The following is an 18332-nucleotide window of genomic DNA, read 5'->3' as shown; positions in this document are numbered from 1 at the left end:
CCCAAGCCCCTGGTCATCGCTGATGGCCAGGGGCTTTTTGTTGCCCGCTAAATCGTGACGCTTGGCGAATAACGCCGATAAAAAAAACGCCCTTGGCCATCGGTCCAGGGGCGTTTCTTTTACACGGGGGATTACTTCATCGCATCAGCAAAGCTCTGTACGAACGCGGCGTTATCGATGATTCGATCGTGGGTGGAGTCGATCACTACTGACTGCTCAATACACGGCCGGCCCATAACCTGCGCCATGCTCGCCTCGATCAACTGACGATGCTGCCCTGCACGGCTTGCAGCGGCCCACCAGCAACGGATCGGTGCCTGGATCGGCTTGAAGTCGGCGTCCTTGAGACTCTTGCCAAGAGCACGGTCGAGTTCCCAGGAAATCTGCGCTTCGTCGCCCTCAAGCAAGCTGGCCTTGACCTCCAGATAGGTCTCACCGAGTGCATCTTCGGCCCACGCGCTGAACGCCTGCCATTGCTGCACTTCGTCGTCAGAGAGCGCCTGGCTTTGCAGCCACGCGGCCTGGATCAACGCGCTCGATTGCGCAAACATCACCTGCAACAGCTCGACACGCCGCTGATTGACCGGTACCTCACTGTCATCGGCGATCACTGCTGTATCCCAATAGGCCTTGAGCCAGTGCGGCGGCGATGCATCGATCCAACCGACAACCTCGACCACACGCCCCGCCTGTTCCAACGCATACGCGACCTCCATGGCCAGGTTCCCCCCCAGGGACCAACCGGCCAGGCGATAAGGGCCTTCGGGCAGGGCATCGAGCAGTTGCGCGGTGTAGTCATCGACCATTGATTGCCAGCTGGGCACGTCACTGCCCTCCTCCACCAGCGCCCGACTGATCACCCCCAGCACCGGCCGTTGTTCACGCAGCGCCAAGCCAATGGCCTTGTAGCAATGCACCGAACCGTAGCTGGGGTGGAACAGGAACAGTGGCGTGCCTTGGCTCTGGCTGTTGAGTTTGACGATCAGCGAGTGACGGGTCTCGCCGCCCAGGCAAGCCACCTGCCCCGCAATGGTCGGGTTAAGCATCAATTGGCTGACTGACAGCGCTGTACCGGTTGCCTTGCGGATGCGCTCCTTGAGCCTCAACACCAACAGCGAATGCCCACCCAGCTCAAAGAAATTGTCATTCAAGCCGACGCGTTCAACCTCAAGCACTTCGCTCCAAATGGTTGCGAGGCGCTGCTCCAATTCGGTCTGCGGCGCCTGATAGACCCGTTCTTGCAAGTGCGCATCAGCCTTGGGCAGCGCCTTGCGGTCCAGCTTGCCATTCGGGCTCAGGGGCATGTGCGCCAGCAGCACCCATTGCGCCGGCACCATATAGTCCGGCAAGTGCGCCAACAGGTGTGCGCCCAGGGACTCACGCCAGGTTTCGCTCTGGGCCTGCAACACCAAATAGCCCACCAGGTGCTTGCCATCGACCACCTGGACCGAGGCTTCCTGTACCTGGGGATGTTCAAGAACCCGCGCTTCAATCTCACCCAATTCAATCCGCAGGCCTCGCAATTTGACCTGGTGATCCAGGCGCCCAAGGTATTCGATAACCCCGTCGGCACGCTGACGCACGCGGTCGCTGGTACGATACAGGCGCTCTCCCGGCGCAAACGGCGAAGCGACAAACCGTTCGGCTGTGAGCCCCGGGCGTCGGTGGTAACCGCGTGCCAAGCCGATACCGCCCAGGTACAACTCGCCCGCCACCCCCACGGCAGTGGCTTGCAGCTGTGCATCCAGCACATAGGTGCACAGGTTGGCGATCGGCTGGCCGATAGGCACCGTGTCTCGCCCTTCGTCGACGCAGGTCCAGTGGGTCACGTCAATGGCGGCCTCGGTCGGGCCATACAGGTTGTACAACGCGGTTTGCGGCAGTTTGCGCAAGACCTGTTGTTGCGCGTCTACCGGCAATGCTTCGCCACTGCACACAATACGCTGCAGGGTGTGGCAGGAAGCAACGGCCGGGTCTTGCAGAAAAGCCTGCAGCATCGACGGCACAAAGTGCAGCGTGGTGACCTGTTCGGCGTTGATCAGCTCTACCAGCCTGGCCGGGTCGCGGTGATCACCCGGCGCAGCCACTACCAGGCGCGCACCCGTCATCAGCGGCCAGAAGAACTCCCACACCGACACGTCAAAGCTGAACGGGGTCTTTTGCACCACCGTGTCACGGGCACTCAACCCGTAGGCTTCCTGCATCCAGCACAGGCGGTTGGTCAGCGCGCAGTGGCGGTTGCCCGCGCCTTTGGGCTGGCCGGTGGAACCGGAGGTGTAGATCACGTAGGCGAGGTTTTCGCCCTCCAGCACAATACCTGGGTTCGCTTCGCTGTAGCCGTCAAAACCGGATTCACCCAGCACCAAAGTTTCCAGGCCTTCCGGGATCGGCAACTGTTCGAGCAGATGCGCCTGAGTCAGCAGCAACTTCACGCCGCTGTCTTCCAGCATGTAGGCCAGTCGCTCGCGGGGGTATTCCGGGTCAAGCGGCACATACGCGCCACCGGCCTTGAGTACCGCCAGCAGGCCGACGACCATTTCCACCGAGCGTTCCACGGCCAGCCCCACCAACACGTCGGGGCCGACACCGGCGGCCATCAGGCGATGGGCCAGGGCGGTTGGCCCGCCGATTAAGCTGGGCGTAGGTCAGGCGCTGCCCGGCAAACACCAGCGCCTCGGCGTCCGGCGTGAGTTCGACCTGGGCTTCGATCAACTGATGCACAGGCTGCTGCGGGTAGTCACGCGCAGTGGCGTTCCAGTCTTGCAGCGCACTACGTTGCTCGGTGCCGTCCAACAGCGGCAACTGGCTGATGCGCTGCTGCGGGTCGTCGAGCATGCCTTGCAACAGATTTTGCCAGTGCGCCAGCATGCGCGTGAGCATGGCCGGCTCGAACAGGTCGGTCGCATAGGTCAAGGTGGCCCAGATGCCCTGCGCGGTGGCCTGGGTGTCCAGGCTCAGGTCGAACTGCGCGGTCTGGCTGCCCCAATCCAGGCCCTCCACGCGCAAATCGGGCAACTGACGGCCACGGGTAGCCAAGCCCGCATCGCTCTGATGGTTGAACAACACCTGGAACAACGGGTTATGGCTCAGGCTGCGTTCCGGCTGCAGGGCTTCGACCAGTTGCTCGAAGGGCAGGTCCTGATGGCTCTGCGCATCCAGGCTGCGGCGTTTGGCCTGCTGCAACAGTTGGGTCACAGTGATCTGCTCGTCCAGGTCGGCCTTGAGCACCTGAGTGTTGACAAAGAAACCGACCAACCGCTCGACTTCAACCCGGTTGCGGTTGGCGATCGGCACCCCGATACGGATGTCCTGCTGGCCACTGTAGCGGTACAACAAACCCTGAAAGGACGCCAGCAACAGCATGAACAGCGTCACGCCCTCACGCTGCGCCAATGCGTTGAGCCCTTCGGCCAGTTGCGTTGGCAACTCCAGTTCCAGGCTGGCCCCGCGATAGCTTTGCAGCGCCGGGCGCGCATGCGCGGTGGGCAGCTCCAACACCGGTTGTTCACCGTCCAGCAGCTCGCACCAGTAAGCCAATTGACGCTCGCGCTCACCCACCGCCATCCACTCGCGTTGCCAGTGCGCGTAATCGGCATACTGCAATGCCAGCGCGCGGTAACTGCGCGACCTCGCCCTGGCTGTAGGCGCTATACAACTGCACCAGTTCGTCAACCATCACCTGCATCGACCAACCATCGGAAACAATATGGTGCTGCACCAGCACCAGTACATGCTCATCTTCGGCCAGGCGTAACAAGGTGACGCGCAGCAGCGGACCTTGCTGCAGGTTGAAAGGCTTGGCGATTTCGGCTTCTACCTGCTGCTGCAGTGTCTGCTCCGTGGCATCGCCTCGCAGGATTGGCAACGGTTCGGCGGGAAAAACCACCTGCACCGCGCGCTCATCCTGCTGATCGATGCGGGTGCGCAAGCTCTCATGTCGAGCCACCAAACGGTCAAAACTGCACTGCAAGGCACGCTGATCAAGGCGACCACTCAGACGCAGAATGCTCGGGATATGGTAAGCGGCGCTTTGCGGATCCAGCTGCCAAAGAAACCATTGGCGCTCCTGGGCAAAGGACAGCACTAACGGCTGATCCCGCCCTATCGCCACCATCGGCGGCGCCAGATCCTCTTCAGCGGCTTGCAGTGCGAGCACAAACCCTTGAAGTTGCGGCTGCTCAAACAAGGTGCGCAGTGGCACGTCGCGTTCAAGCAACTGGCGCACACGGGAAATCACCTGCATGGCCAGCAACGAGTGGCCGCCCAACTCGAAGAAATGATCCGTCAGACCAATGCGCGCAGCGCCCAGCACCTGGGCCCAAATCGCCGCGACCTGCTGTTGCAATGGCGTAACCGGTTCAACCCACTCGCCCTGCGACTGCGCCGCGTCCGGCTGAGGCAAGCCCTTACGGTCAAGCTTGCCATTGGGCGTCAGCGGCATCTGGTCCAGGAACATGAAGTGCGCAGGCACCATATAGTCAGGCAGACGGGTTTTCAGGGCGCGACGCAAGGCTTCGCGAAATGCCACCGGGTCGGTCGCGGGCTCAGCGGGCACGACGTAGGCCACTAACTGTTTGCCGCTCGGGCTTTCCTGGGCCACGACGACCGTTTCACCAACCGCCTGCTGCTCACGCAGACGCGCCTCGATTTCACCCAGCTCAATACGGAAACCACGGATTTTCACTTGGTGATCGACACGCCCGAGGTAATCCACCACGCCATCTGCGCGGCCACGGGTCAGGTCGCCGCTGCGGTACACGCGGCTGCCGGGCTTGCCGAACGGGTCCGGCACAAAGCGTTCGGCGGTGAGTGCCGGACGCTCCAGATAACCCCGGGCCACACCTTCGCCGCCCAGGTACAACTCACCGGCCACGCCGATGGGTTGCAAGTTGAGTTGTGAGTCCAGCACGTAGCCGCTGCGGTTGCCCAACAGCGTGCCGATCGGCGCATAGACCGCGCCGCAGGGGTCGCCGCGACGGGCTTTCCACAGCAATGGCGTAACCACGGTTTCGGTCGGGCCGTAGCCGTTGAACAGGTAGGTTGGTTTCAGTGCGCGCCAAGCCAGGTCGTAACTGGCCTGCGCCACCGCATCACCGCCGAAGCAGTACACGCGCACGTTGGGCGGGTTGCCATCGCGCTCGGCATGCTCGGCCAGCTGTTGCAGGTACACCGGCGGGAACACCGCCATGGTCACGTTGTGGCGGTGCATTTGCTGGTAGGTGTATTCCGGCAGCCACAGGCTGTCATCGCGGATCAGCACGCTGGCGCCGTTGATCAGCGGGTGCATCCAGCCTTCGTGGGAACCGTCGAAGGCAAAAGACATGAAGTGCAATTCGCAGTCGGCCGGGCCGGTTTCGTAGCGCTCGCCGGTGGCGATGATGTGCGCCACCAACGGGCCGTGGGAAACGGCCACGCCCTTGGGCATGCCGGTGGAGCCGGAGGTGTAGATCACGTAGGCGAGGTTGTCGCCGTCCAGATCGACCTTCGGCGCGTTATCGCTATAGCTGGTCCAGTCTTCGGTGCGGTCAATGGCCAGGGTTTCAAGCCCTTGCGCTACCGGCAATTGCGCCAAGGCACTGCTGTGGCTCAGCAGCAATTTCGCGCGGCTGTCTTGCATCATGTACAGCAAGCGGTCACGCGGGTATTCGATGTCCAGCGGCACATACACGCCACCGGCTTTCATCACCGCAAGGAACGCCACCATGATTTCCGCACTGCGCGGCATGGCAATCGCCACCCGCACTTCCGGGCCGACGCCACGGGCGATCAGCGCATGGGCCAGGCGGTTGGCCTGGCTGTCCAGCTCGCCATACGTCAGGGTTTGCGCATCGAACTTGACCGCCACCGCATCCGGATTGTCCCGCGCGCGATCGGCGAACAGCTCGTGCACCAAGCGTTTAGCCGAGAAGCCGGAATCGGTGCAGTTCCACAGTTGCAGGATGTGCTGCTGCTCGTCGCTATCCAACAGGTTCAACTGGCCGATGTTCTGCTGCTGATCGGCAACCATCGCCTGCAACAGGTTCTGCCAATGGCGGGCCATGCGCTCGATGGTAGCGACTTCAAACAGATCGGTGGCATAACCCAGCGTGGCCCACAGCCCTTGTGTGCTTTCATGCACGTCCAAGTCGAGGTCAAAATGCGCGGTACGGCGCTCCCACTCCAGGCCTTCGATGCGCAAGTCCGTCAGCGCTTGCACACCCAGCTGACCTTCGCTCTGATAGTTGAACATCACCTGGAACAGCGGGTTCAGGCTCAGGCTACGCTCGGGTTGCAGGGCTTCGACCAATTGCTCGAACGGCAGGTCCTGATGGGTCTGGGCCTCCAGCGCACGCTGCTTGACCTGGGTCAGCAACTCGGCAACCGTCATGTGCCCGTCGATATCGGCCTTGAGCACCTGAGTATTGACGAAAAAGCCGATCAGACGTTCTGTTTCCACACGATTGCGGTTGGCGATCGGCACGCCGACACGTATGTCTTGCTGGCCACTGTAGCGGTGCAGCAACGTCTGGAACGAGGCCAGCAGTAACATAAACATCGTCACGCCCTGCGCTTGCGCCAGGGCTTTAAGATCTTGCGCCAGGCTGGCGGGCAACGGTACATCCAGACGCGCGCCGCGATGGCTTTGCTGCGCCGGGCGCTGATGATCGAATGGCAACTCCAACACGGGCTGCTCGCCGCCGAGCACGTCGCGCCAGTAGTCCAGTTGCCGGGCCTGCTCACCGGCTTCCATCCACGTACGCTGCCATACGGCAAAGTCGGCGTACTGGATCGGCATCACCGGCAACTGCACTGCCTGGCCCTGGCTGAATGCAGCATAAAGTTGCACCAGCTCGTCGATCATGACGTGCATCGACCAACCGTCAGAGACGATGTGATGCTGCACCAGCACCAACACATGATCGTCCTGCGCCACACGCATTAAGGTCACACGCAGCAACGGCCCGCTTTGCAGGTTGAACGGCTGTGCGATTTCGGCTTCGACTTTCGCTTGCAGATCAGCTTCTTGCACGTCAATGCACTGGACAGGCAGCACCGCCTGCGCATGGATAACTTGCCGCGCACCCTCCGCGTGCTGTTCGACGCAGGTGCGCAGGCTTTCATGGCGAGCGACCAGCACATCGAAACTGCGCTGCAACGCCGCGGTATCCAGCCGCCCCTTGAGGCGCAAGGCACTGGGGATATGGTAGGCGGCGCTGTCCGGGGCCAGTTGCCAAAGAAACCACTGACGCTCCTGGGCATAAGACAGTGGCAACGGCTGGTCACGGCCGATCGGCTCCAATACCGGCGTCTGCTCACCCAGGCCACTTTTCAGGGCGTGCAGAGCGCCAGCGAACCCTTCCAGACGCGGCTGCTCGAACACCAGTTTGAGCGGTACTTCGCGCCCCAGCGTATGCCGCAGGCGTGAAACCACCTGCATGGCCAGCAGCGAATGCCCGCCCATCTCAAAGAAGTGATCGGTCAATCCTACGCGCTCGGCTCCCAGGATTTGCGCCCACACGGCGGCGACCTGCTGCTCCAGCTCAGTCACCGGCGCCACCCATGCCTGCTGCGATTGGCTGGCGTCGGGTTGGGGCAGCGCGTGACGATCCAGCTTGCCGTTGGGGTTCAGCGGCATGCGGTCGAGGAAGATGATGTGGGCCGGCACCATATAATCCGGCAGTTGTTCGCGCAGCGTCAGCTTGAGGGATGCGGCGTCTTGCTGTTCGGCAACCAGATAGGCGACCAATTGATTGTCGACGGCCAGCACCAGTGTTTCGCGCACGCTAGGCTGGGCCAACAACAGCGCCTCGATTTCACCCAGCTCGATACGAAAACCGCGGATCTTGACTTGGTGATCGACCCGCCCGACATACTCGATGACACCATCGGCGCGATAGCGTGCCAGGTCGCCGGTGCGATACAGGCGCTCGCCGGTTTCGCCGAACGGGTCCGGCACAAAGCGCTCAGCCGTGAGCAGCGCGCGGTTCAAATAGGCACGCGCCAAACCGCAGCGGCTGCCGATGTACAACTCGCCCACCGCTCCCAACGGCGCCAGGTTCAGGTCGCGGTCCAGCACGTAAAGGGCGCGGCCCGGCAAGGAACGGCCAATCGGGCTGGCGGTGGCACCGACGATTTCAGCGGCGGCTGTGCAGTCCAGCACACTCGACACCACGGTCGCTTCTGTAGGGCCATAGGTATTGAGCAAGCGTACATGGCCAAGACCGGCTTTCACCCACTGCGACGGGCCATCCAGTGGCATGGCTTCGCCACCAATGTGGACCTGGCGAAGCGCGCCATAAGACCGTGGCCCCGCGGCCAGGCAATCGAGCAGGAACAGGTTCCAGTAAGCGGTCGGCAAGTCGGCCAGCGTGATGCCTCGGGCGATGATTTCGTCGTACAGCCGAGCGCTGTCCCACAGCTGCGGCCCTCGCAATACCACCGTCGCGCCGTGGGTTAGCGCCGGGTAGAGCTGCTCGACAAAACCGTCGAAATTCAGGGTAGCGAATTGCAGTACGCGGTCATCCTGAGTCAGGCGCGAGTAATCGGCGGCCATGCGCGAAAACTCGGTCAGCGCCGCATGATCGATCGCCACGCCTTTGGGCTTGCCGGTGGAACCGGAGGTGTAAATCACGTAGGCCAGGTTGTGCTTGTCGACCTTGACCTGCGGGTTGCTCTCGCCGTAGTGGGCCAGCCCCGAATCCGCCACGTCCAGCGTCGCCATGCCTTCGGGCAGCGGCATCGGCACATGGGCTTGCGTCAGCACCACACGCACACCGCTGTCCTCCAGCATGTGCAGCAGGCGTTCACGCGGGTATTGCGGGTCCAGCGGCACATAGGCGCCGCCGGCCTTGAGCACGGCCAACACGCCAACCACCATCTCGAACGAGCGCTCGACCGCCACACCCACCCGCACTTCCGGGCCGACACCGCGCGCGATCAGTGCATGCGCCAGGCGATTGGCCTGGCGGTTCAACTCGGCATAGCTGATGGTGTGTTCGTCCAGGCACAGGGCAACCGCCTGCGGGCGCTGTTGCACCTGGGCCTCGAACAACCCGTGAACACCTGCCGCCGCTTCGAACGCAGGGCCACCCTGGTTCCAGGCATACAGCAAGTCACGCTGTTCTGCATCGATCAGCATGGCCAGCTGCGCCACACGGGTGTCCGCACGCCCGACAATCGCGCGCAGCAAGCGCTGCCAATGCTCAGCCATGCGCTGCACAGTGGGCGCGTCGAACAGGTCCGTGGCGTAGGTCAGCGAAGCCCAGATACCTTGCGGGGACTCCTGAGTATCCAGGCTAAGGTCGAACTGTGCACTCTGGCTGCCCCACTCCAACGCCTCAACGGCCAGGCCCGGCAATTGCAGCTCGCCACGGGATTTATGGGCTTCAGTCTGGTGGTTGAACATGACCTGGAACAACGGGTTATGGCTCAGGCTGCGCTCCGGTTGCAGTGCCTCGACAAGCTGCTCGAACGGCAAATCCTGATGGCTCTGGGCTTGGAGTGCGCGCTGCTTGACCTGGGCCAGCAACTGACTGAAGGGCATCTGCCCGTCGATATCAGCCTTGAACACCTGGGTATTGACGAAGAAGCCGATAAGGCGCTCGGTTTCTGCGCGATTACGGTTGGCGATCGGCACACCGACGCGGATATCCGACTGCCCGCTGTAGCGATACAACAGCGTTTGGAAGGACGCCAGCAACAGCATGAACAACGTCACACCTTCGCGTTGAGCCAGCGCCTTGAGGCTGCTGACCAACACCGCGTCCAGGTCCATGTCCAGACGCGCGCCGCGATAACTTTGTACCGGCGGGCGCGGATGATCCAGGGGCAACTCCAATACCGGTTGCTCACCGCCCAACCGCTCAAGCCAATAACCCAGCTGGCGCTCTTTTTCGCCGGCTTCCATCCAACTGCGCTGCCACAAGGCATAGTCGGGGTATTGAACCGGCAGCTCTGGCAAGCGCACATCCTGGCCCTGGCTGTAGCCCACGTACAACTGCACCAGCTCATCGACCATGACCTGCATCGACCAACCGTCCGAGACAATGTGGTGCAGCACCAGCACCAGCACATGCTCATCCGGTGCCAGCTGCAGTAATTTCACCCGCAGTAACGGGCCTTGTTGCAGATCAAAGGGTTTGGCGACTTCGGCTTGCACTTGAGCTTCGAGTTGCGTGCGCTCACCCACACCCTCAGCGATCTCAAGGTGCAGTTCAGGCTTGACCACCTGTAACACCCGGTCGACGTCCTGATGCAGGCAGGTGCGCAAACTCTCGTGACGGGCAATCAAGGCGTCAAAGCTGCGCTGCAGGGCCGACCGATCAAGTCGGCCTTTCAACCGCAACGCACGTGGCAAATGGTAGGCAGGGCTCTGCGGCTCCAACTGCCACAAAAACCACTGCCGCTCCTGAGCATAAGAGAGTCGCAGCGGCTCGCCTTCCTGACGCTTGAAAACCGGGGCAATCTCAAACAGGTTGATGCCTTGCTGCTTGAGCATTACCGCCAACGCTTTCTTTTGTTGCGCAGACAGTGAACCTACCGACTCGATTAATGCTTGCACGCCACGCCCCTCAGGAAATCAATTTATCCAAATCTTCTGCTGATAGACGTTTGAGGGCCTCCAAGGATTTAGCCAATGCGTCCTGCACCGGTGAATTATTTGTTTGCCGGGTGGCTACATAGGCACTGAAATCCGCCAGGGTCGGGGTGGTGAAGATCGATTTGACGTCGAATTCGGCGTGCAACTGCTCGCGCAGGCGCACCACCACTTGGGTGGCCAACAGGGAGTGCCCGCCCAACTCGAAGAAGTTGTCGTTCAGGCCCACCCGTTGCACGTCGAGCACTTCGGCCCAGATTGCGGCGATCTGTTGTTCCAGGTCGCTGCCCGGCGCCACGTATTCGCGCGCTTGCAGGTTGGCGTCCACCTTGGGCAGCGCCTTGCGGTCGAGCTTGCCGTTGGGGCTCAGGGGCATCTGTTCCAGCAGCATCCATAGCGCGGGCACCATGTAGTCCGGCAGATGGTGGGCCAAGTGCGCGCTCACTACGTCGCGCCAGTCGTCGGCGGCGTGTTGCAGCACCAGGTAGCCCACCAGGTATTTGCCGTCGACGGCCAGCACCGCGGCTTCACGCACCCATTCGTGCTCCAGCAGGCGCGCTTCGATTTCGCCCAACTCGATACGCAGGCCACGCAACTTGACTTGATGGTCGATACGCCCGGCGTACTCGATCACGCCGTCGTCGCGATACCGCGCCAGGTCGCCGGTGCGGTACAGGCGCTCACCGTTGACAAAGGGGTTGGCAATAAAGCGCTCGGCGGTCAAGGCCGGGCGGCGATGGTAACCACGGGCCAGGCCGACACCGCCCAGGTACAGCTCGCCCAACACGCCCACCGGCGCCGGCTCAAAGTTGCCGTCGAGGATGTAGCAGCCCAGGTTGGCAATCGGCCGACCAATCGGCACCGCATCGCGACCTTCATCTATGCAGGTCCAGTGGGTCACATCGATGGCGGCTTCGGTCGGGCCGTAAAGGTTGTACAGCCCGGCTTGCGGCAATTTGGCGAAGACTTGCTGTTGCGCATCCACCGGCAGCGCCTCGCCGCTGCACACGATGCGGTGCAAGGTGTGGCACGTCGCAACGGTCGGGTCTTGCAGGAAGGCCTGCAACATCGAAGGTACAAAGTGCAGCGTGGTGACCTGTTCGGCATTGATCAGGCTGACCAGCCTGGCCGGGTCACGATGGTCGCCCGGCGCGGCAACGACCAGGCGTGCGCCGGTCATCAGTGGCCAGAAGAACTCCCACACCGACACGTCAAAGCTGAACGGGGTCTTTTGCAGCACGCTGTCGCTGACATCCAGGCCGTAGGCTTCCTGCATCCATTGCAGGCGGTTGGTCAGGGCCGCATGACGGTTGCCGGCGCCTTTTGGCTGGCCGGTGGAACCGGAGGTGTAGATCACGTAGGCGAGGTGTTCGCCGTCCAGGGCAATACCCGGATTCTCTTCGCTAAAGTTGTCGAACCCAGTCTCGCCAAATACCAGGGTTTCCAGGCCGTGTGGAATCGGCAACTGACCGAGTAGATGCGCCTGAGTCAGCAGCAGCTTCACGCCGCTGTCTTCAAGCATGTAGGCCAGGCGCTCACGCGGGTATTCCGGGTCCAGCGGCACATAGGCGCCACCGGCCTTGAGCACCGCCAGCAGGCCGACCACCATCTCGATGGAGCGCTCCACTGCCAGCCCCACCAGCGTGTCCGGCCCCACGCCCGCCTCGATCAGACGATGGGCCAGGCGATTGGCGCGGCGGTTGAGCTCGGCGTAATTTAAGCGCTGCTCGGCAAACACCAGCGCCGGTGCCGCTGGCGTGAGCGCAACCTGCGCTTCAATCAGTTGATGCACCGTTTGCTGCAACGGGTAATCGCGGGATGTGGCGTTCCAGCCCTCAATCACCTGCTGGCGCTCAGTGACGTCGAGCATCGCCAGCTCACCCAGGCGTTGCTGCCCGCCCTCAAGCATCGCTTGCAGCAGGTTGACCAGGTGCCGGCCGTAACCTTGCACCGTATTTCCGTGGAAATACGCGCGGGCAAAGCTGAACTGCACCGACAGCGTTTCGCCCAGATCCACCAGCACCGTCAGCGGGAAGTTGGTTTGTTCATGGGCGTGGGGCTCGCCAAACCGAATGCCGCTGCCGCCGCTTTGCGCCAGGGCTTTGGACACCGGGTAGTTTTCGAACACCAGGATATTGTCGAACAAGGCTTCACCGCCCTGCCCGGCCCAGCGCTGAATGTCATACAGGCCGGTGTGCTCATGCTCACGCAAGGCCAGGTTCTGCGCCTGCACCGCTTGCAACCAGTCGGCCACCGAGGCCTGCGCCTCCACTGCGCAGATCACCGGCAAGGTGTTGATGAACAGACCGATCTGCTGCTCAACGCCCGCAAGCTCCGCCGGGCGCCCGGCCACGGTAGCGCCGAACGCCACCACCGCCTGGCCGCTGTGACGCTGCAACAGGATCAGCCACGCCGCCTGGATCAGGGTGTTAAGCGTGACCTTGTGGCTGCGGGCGAACGACTCAAGTTGAGCCGTGAGTGTGCGATCAAGCGCCAGTTGATGCTCGCCATGCCCTTGCTCCGCCGTCGGTAGGCTGCTGCCCAGCCGTGTCGGGGTTTGCAATGCACTCAATTGTTCGCGCCAGAAGGCTTCGGTCGCAGCGGCGTCCCGCTGTTGCAGCCAGCCGATGTAATCGCGATAGCGCCCGGCCGCTTCCGGCACTGCCACGCCGGCATAGCGTTGCAGCACTTCACCGAACAGCCGCGAATTGCTCCAGCCGTCCATCAGGATGTGGTGGTTGGTGTAAATCAATTCGTAGCGCTGCTCATCGGTGCGCACCAGCACCAGGCGCACCAGGGGTGCCTTGGCCAGGTCAAAACCCTGGCGGCGCTGGGCCTGTTGCAGGTTGCGCAGTTCCAGTTCGCGCTCCGGCATGGCGCGCCAATCCAGAACCTGAATCGGCAGCCGCGCCTGGCGATACACCACCTGGCACGGCCACTCCAACTGGCCTTCCCAGAAGAACCCGCTGCGCAGCACATCATGGGCCTGCACCGTGGCATCCCAGGCGTGCTGGAAGCGCGCCACATCCAGCCCTTGCGCAGTCACGCGGATCTGGTTGATGTAGTCGCCCGCCGTCTGCTCATAGAGCGTGTGAAAGAGCATGCCCTGCTGCATGGGCGACAAGGTGTAGATGTCTTCAATGGCATCGAAGGCCAGCGGCAACGACTCCAGCTGTGATTGATTCAAGCGCGACAACGGGAAATCGGAGGCCGTCACTCCGCCATTGCCGGGCGTGCAGCAATGTTCGATCAGCGCGCTGAGTTCGCGGGTGTAGGCCGCGCTCAGCGTTTCGATCACCGCGGGGTCGAACATCAGCGGGCTGAACGTCCAGCCCAGTTGCAGTTCGCCGCCATAGACCTGGCCGTTGAGCGTCAGCCAGTTGCCCAGCGGCGCGTCCGGGCTTTGTTCGGCGCCGGCGCTTTCTGCGGCGGGCGCCAGCAGCGTGTCCGGCTGGTCGAAGCTGCCGTCGACCTGGCCCAGGTAGTTGAAGGTGATGCGCGGCGCCGGCAAGGCACTGAACGCCTCACGTGTGGCGTCATCGCCCAGGTAACGCAAAGCGCCAAAACCCAGGCCTTTATGCGGCACGCTGCGCAGTTGCTCCTTGATCTGTTTGATCGATACCGCCAGGGATGCGTCGGGGGTCAGGCGCACCGGGAACAGGCTGGTGAACCAGCCCAGGGTGCGCGTCAGGTCGATGTCGTCAAACAGCTCCTCACGGCCATGACCTTCCAGCTGGATCAGGCTCGAGGCGTGGCCCGTCCACTGGCAGATCACCCGCGCCAGGGCCGTGAGCAGCAGGTCGTTGATCTGGGTGCGGTAGGCCGTGGGCGCTTGTTGCAGCAATTGCCGCGTGCGTTCGGCATCCAGTTGGCTAACCACGGTCTGGGCCAGGCGGCCAGGACGTGCGCCTTGCGGGTCGCGGCACGGCAAATCGGTGGCCGCACCTTGCAGCTGGTGCAGCCAAAAGGCTTGCTCGGACGCCATCGCCGCACTGCGGGCGTGGGCTTGCAAGCGCTCGGCCCAGGCTTTGAACGACGAGGTTTTGGCCGGCAGTGTTTGTTCGCGATACAGCGCTTGCAGGTCTTCAAGGAACACCCGCCAGGACACGCCGTCCACCACCAAGTGGTGCATCACCAGCAACAGGCGCTGGGAACCGTCTGCCAGCTCGGCCAGTACCGCACGCAGCAATGGCCCGTGTTGCAGGTCGAGGCTGCGCTGGGCTTTTTCGCAGAGCGCGGTCAACTCGCTGGCATCCGCCACCGTGGCTTGCCAGAGTACCGGCGAGCCGCCTGCAGCATGCTCGGCTTTCCAACCCTCAGGGTGCTGGATGAAGTTCAAACGCAGCACATCGTGATGGGCAATCAGGCCCTGCAACGCGGCTTCCAGACGATCGCCCTGAAGCGTTTGGCGCGGCGTCAGCAAGAAGGACTGGTTCCAGTGATGCGAGTCAGGCAACTGCATGTCGAAGAACAACTGCTGGAACGGCAGCAACGGCGTCTGACCTTGTACCGGGCCTTGATCGATCACCCGCGCGGTTTGCAACTGCGCCACCCGCGCGAGGCTGCGCACGGTTTGATGCTGGAACAACGCCTTGGCGGTGAAGTGAATACCGGCGGCACGCGCGCGGCTGACCACCTGGATCGAAATGATCGAGTCACCGCCGCGCTCGAAGAAGTTGTCGTTCAACCCCACCTGTTCGATGCCCAGCACATCGGCCCAGATGGCGGCGATTTGCTGCTCCAGCGCGCTTTGCGGGGCTTCATATTGCTGCGTGGCTTCGGGCTTTGGCAGCGCCTTGCGGTCAAGCTTGCCGTTGGGGCTCAGGGGCATCTGCTCCAGCAGCATCCATTGTGCGGGCACCATGTAATCCGGCAGGGTTTCGGCCAGATGAGCACTGAGTACATCGCGCCAATCGTCAGCAGCGTTTTGCAGCACGAGGTAGCCCACCAGGTATTGACTGTCCGGCGCCAACACGGCCGCTTCGCGGACGCAATCGTGCGCCAGCAAACGCGCTTCGATTTCACCCAATTCGATACGCAAGCCACGCAACTTGACCTGATGATCGGCCCGCCCGGCGTATTCGATCACGCCGTCTGCGCGATAGCGCGCCAGGTCGCCGCTGCGGTACAGACGCTCACCGCTGACAAAGGGATGGGCGATAAAGCGCTCGGCGGTCAATGCCGGACGGCGGTGATAACCACGGGCCAGGCCAACGCCGCCCAGGTAAAGCTCGCCCAGCACGCCAATCGGTACCGGTTCGAAATGGCTGTCGAGGATGTAGCAGCCCAGATTGGCAATCGGGCGACCAATCGGCACGGCGTCACGCCCTTCATCGACGCAGGTCCAATGGGTCACGTCGATGGCGGCTTCGGTCGGGCCGTAGAGGTTATACAGCCCAGCGTGCGGCAGTTTGGCCAGGACGTGCTGTTGCGCATCCACCGGCAGCGCCTCGCCGCTGCACACGATGCGCTGCACGCTGTGGCAGCTCGAAACCGCCGGGTCTTGCAGGAACGCCTGCAACATCGAGGGCACAAAGTGCAGCGTGGTGATGTGTTCGGCCGTGATCAGGCTGATCAGCCGGGCCGGATCACGGTGATCGCCCGGTGCTGCAACGACCAGGCGCGCGCCGGTCATCAGTGGCCAGAAGAACTCCCACACCGACACGTCGAAACTGAACGGGGTCTTTTGCAACACGCTGTCGCTGACGCCCAGGCCATAAGCCTCCTGCATCCATTGCAGGCGATTGAGCAGTGCTGAATGGCGGTTGCCGGCGCCTTTGGGTTGGCCGGTGGAGCCGGAGGTGTAGATCACATAGGCGAGATTTTCGCCATCCAGCACGGTATCCGGGTTCGCGTCGCTGTAGCTGTCGAAACCGGACTCGCCCAGCACCAGGGTTTCCAATCCCTGCGGGATCGGCAATTGTTCGAGCAGATGCGCCTGAGTCAGCAGCAACTTCACGCCGCTGTCTTCAAGCATGTAGGCCAGGCGTTCACGCGGGTATTCCGGATCCAGCGGCACATAGGCGCCTCCGGCCTTGAGCACCGCCAGCAGCCCCACCACCATCTCGATGGAGCGCTCCACGGCCAGCCCCACCAGCGAATCCGGGCCAACGCCAGCCTCGATCAAACGATGAGCCAGGCGATTGGCGCGGCGGTTCAGTTCGGCGTAACTCAGCGCCACGTCACCAAAGCGCAACGCCGCTGCATCCGGCTGCTTGAGCACCTGCGCTTCTATCAACTGATGCACCCATTGGCCTTGCGGGTAAGCACGCTCGGTGGCATTCCACTGGTAGAGGAGCTGTTGGCGCTCCGTGGTATCCAGCATGGCCAGGTCCTGCAGGGCCAATGCAGGGTTGGCCACGGCGGCGCGTAACAGGCTCAACCAATGGCCCAGCATGCGTGCGGCGGTGGCGGCGCCGAACAAGTCGGTGGCGTAGGTCAAGGAGGCCCAGATGCCGTCGCCGCTCTCCTGAGTATCCAGGCTCAGGTCAAACTGGGCGCTCTGAGTCTCCAGTTCCAGGCTGGTCACACGCAGGCCCGGCAATTGCTGCTCTGCGGATGGGGTTTTGGCCTGGTGGTTGAACATCACCTGAAACAACGGGTTATGGCTCAGGCTGCGCTCGGGTTGCAGCGCTTCGACCAGTTGTTCGAAGGGCAAATCCTGATGGGCCTGGGCTTCGAGCGCGCGGCGCTTGGTGTGTTGCACCAGCTGGGTGAAGGTCATCTGGCCGTCGAGATCGGCCTTGAGTACCTGGGTGTTGACGAAAAAGCCGATCAGCGATTCGGTCTCGACGCGGTTGCGGTTGGCGATCGGCACGCCGACGCGAATGTCCGACTGCCCGCTGTAGCGGTACAGAAATGCCTGGAACGCCGCCAACAGCAGCATGAACAGCGTCACCCCTTCGCGCTGTGCCAACGCCTTGAGACCGGCGACCAGGGCGGGTTCCAAGGCCATGTCCTGGCGTGCGCCAAGGAAACTCTGCTGCGCTGGGCGCGAGTAATCAAGCGGCAGTTCCAGCACCGGCTGTGTGCCGCTGAGCAGCTCACGCCAGTAATCCAGTTGGCGGGCCTTCTCCCCTGCTTCCATCCAGCGGCGTTGCCACACTGCGTAGTCGGCGTACTGGATCGGCAGCGGTGCCAACGTGCAGTCCTGGCCCTGGCTGTAGGCGGCATACAGCTGCATCAACTCTTGCACCATCACGCCCATCGACCAGCCGTCAGAGACGATATGGTGCTGCACCAGCACCAATACATGCTCTTCTGCGCTTAGGCCGAGCAAGCTGACGCGCACTAACGGACCTTGCTGCAAATCGAAAGGTCGGGCGATTTCAGCTTCGACGCTTGCCTTGAGCTGGGTCTCGTCGACTGGGCGCTCAGCGATCTCGATCGCCGCATGGGCCAACACTTGCTGGGCACGCTGCTCGCCCTCCAGGTGCAAACGGGTGCGCAGGCTCTCATGGCGTGCCACCAATGTGTCGAAGCTGCGTTGCAGTGCGGCCTTGTCCAGGCGCCCGCTCAGGCGCAAGGCGCCGGGGACGTGATAGGCCGCGCTGTCCGGGTCCAGTTGCCAGAGAAACCACTGGCGCTCCTGGGCATAAGACAGCGGCGCGTGTTGGCCCTCCTCACGAATCGAGGCGATCGGCAGTTGCGCGAAACTCATGCCGCGGCTTTGCAGACGTTGGTAAAACTGCTGACGCTGTTCCAGAGGCAGGCGAAGAAAGCGCGAAACCAGATCGATATTAGGGTTGGAAAGCAT

Annotated in this window: 4 protein-coding genes; all 4 read right to left on the bottom strand. The window is 62.6% G+C overall.

The features are described from left to right. Positions 1 to 131: 131 nt before the first annotated feature. Genes QF043_RS30755 through QF043_RS11270 form a run of 4 tightly spaced genes read right to left on the bottom strand, consistent with a single transcriptional unit; the run spans position 132 to position 18332 of the window. On the bottom strand, positions 132 to 2597 hold the full coding sequence (locus QF043_RS30755) for an amino acid adenylation domain-containing protein (protein WP_373460678.1): 2466 nt from the start codon (positions 2595 to 2597) through the stop codon (positions 132 to 134). After that, a complete protein-coding gene (locus QF043_RS30750; protein ID WP_373460677.1) occupies positions 2482 to 3603 on the bottom strand; it encodes a condensation domain-containing protein in 1122 nt (373 codons plus the stop codon). Before QF043_RS30750 ends, QF043_RS30755 begins: the two co-directional genes overlap by 116 nt. Then, positions 3551 to 10540: an amino acid adenylation domain-containing protein gene (locus tag QF043_RS11275; protein ID WP_373460676.1), complete on the bottom strand. Its 6990-nt coding sequence runs from the start codon at positions 10538 to 10540 to the stop codon at positions 3551 to 3553. Before QF043_RS11275 ends, QF043_RS30750 begins: the two co-directional genes overlap by 53 nt. A gap of 10 nt (positions 10541 to 10550) precedes the next feature. Next, complete coding sequence (locus QF043_RS11270; RefSeq protein ID WP_307418526.1) at positions 10551 to 18332, bottom strand: non-ribosomal peptide synthetase; 7782 nt, start codon at positions 18330 to 18332, stop codon at positions 10551 to 10553.

It is taken from the genome of Pseudomonas sp. W3I7, from assembly GCF_030816095.1.
Classification (GTDB): Bacteria; Pseudomonadota; Gammaproteobacteria; order Pseudomonadales; family Pseudomonadaceae; genus Aquipseudomonas; species Aquipseudomonas salomonii.
This window is presented reverse-complemented; position numbering and strand designations above follow the sequence as displayed.

Excerpts from the sequence above, each read along its gene's own strand:
- QF043_RS11270 (WP_307418526.1), bottom strand. The coding sequence starts at position 18,332 with ATGCTTTCCAACCCTAATATCGATCTGGTTTCGCGCTTTCTTCGCCTG.
- QF043_RS30755 (WP_373460678.1), bottom strand. The coding sequence starts at position 2,597 with ATGGCCGCCGGTGTCGGCCCCGACGTGTTGGTGGGGCTGGCCGTGGAA.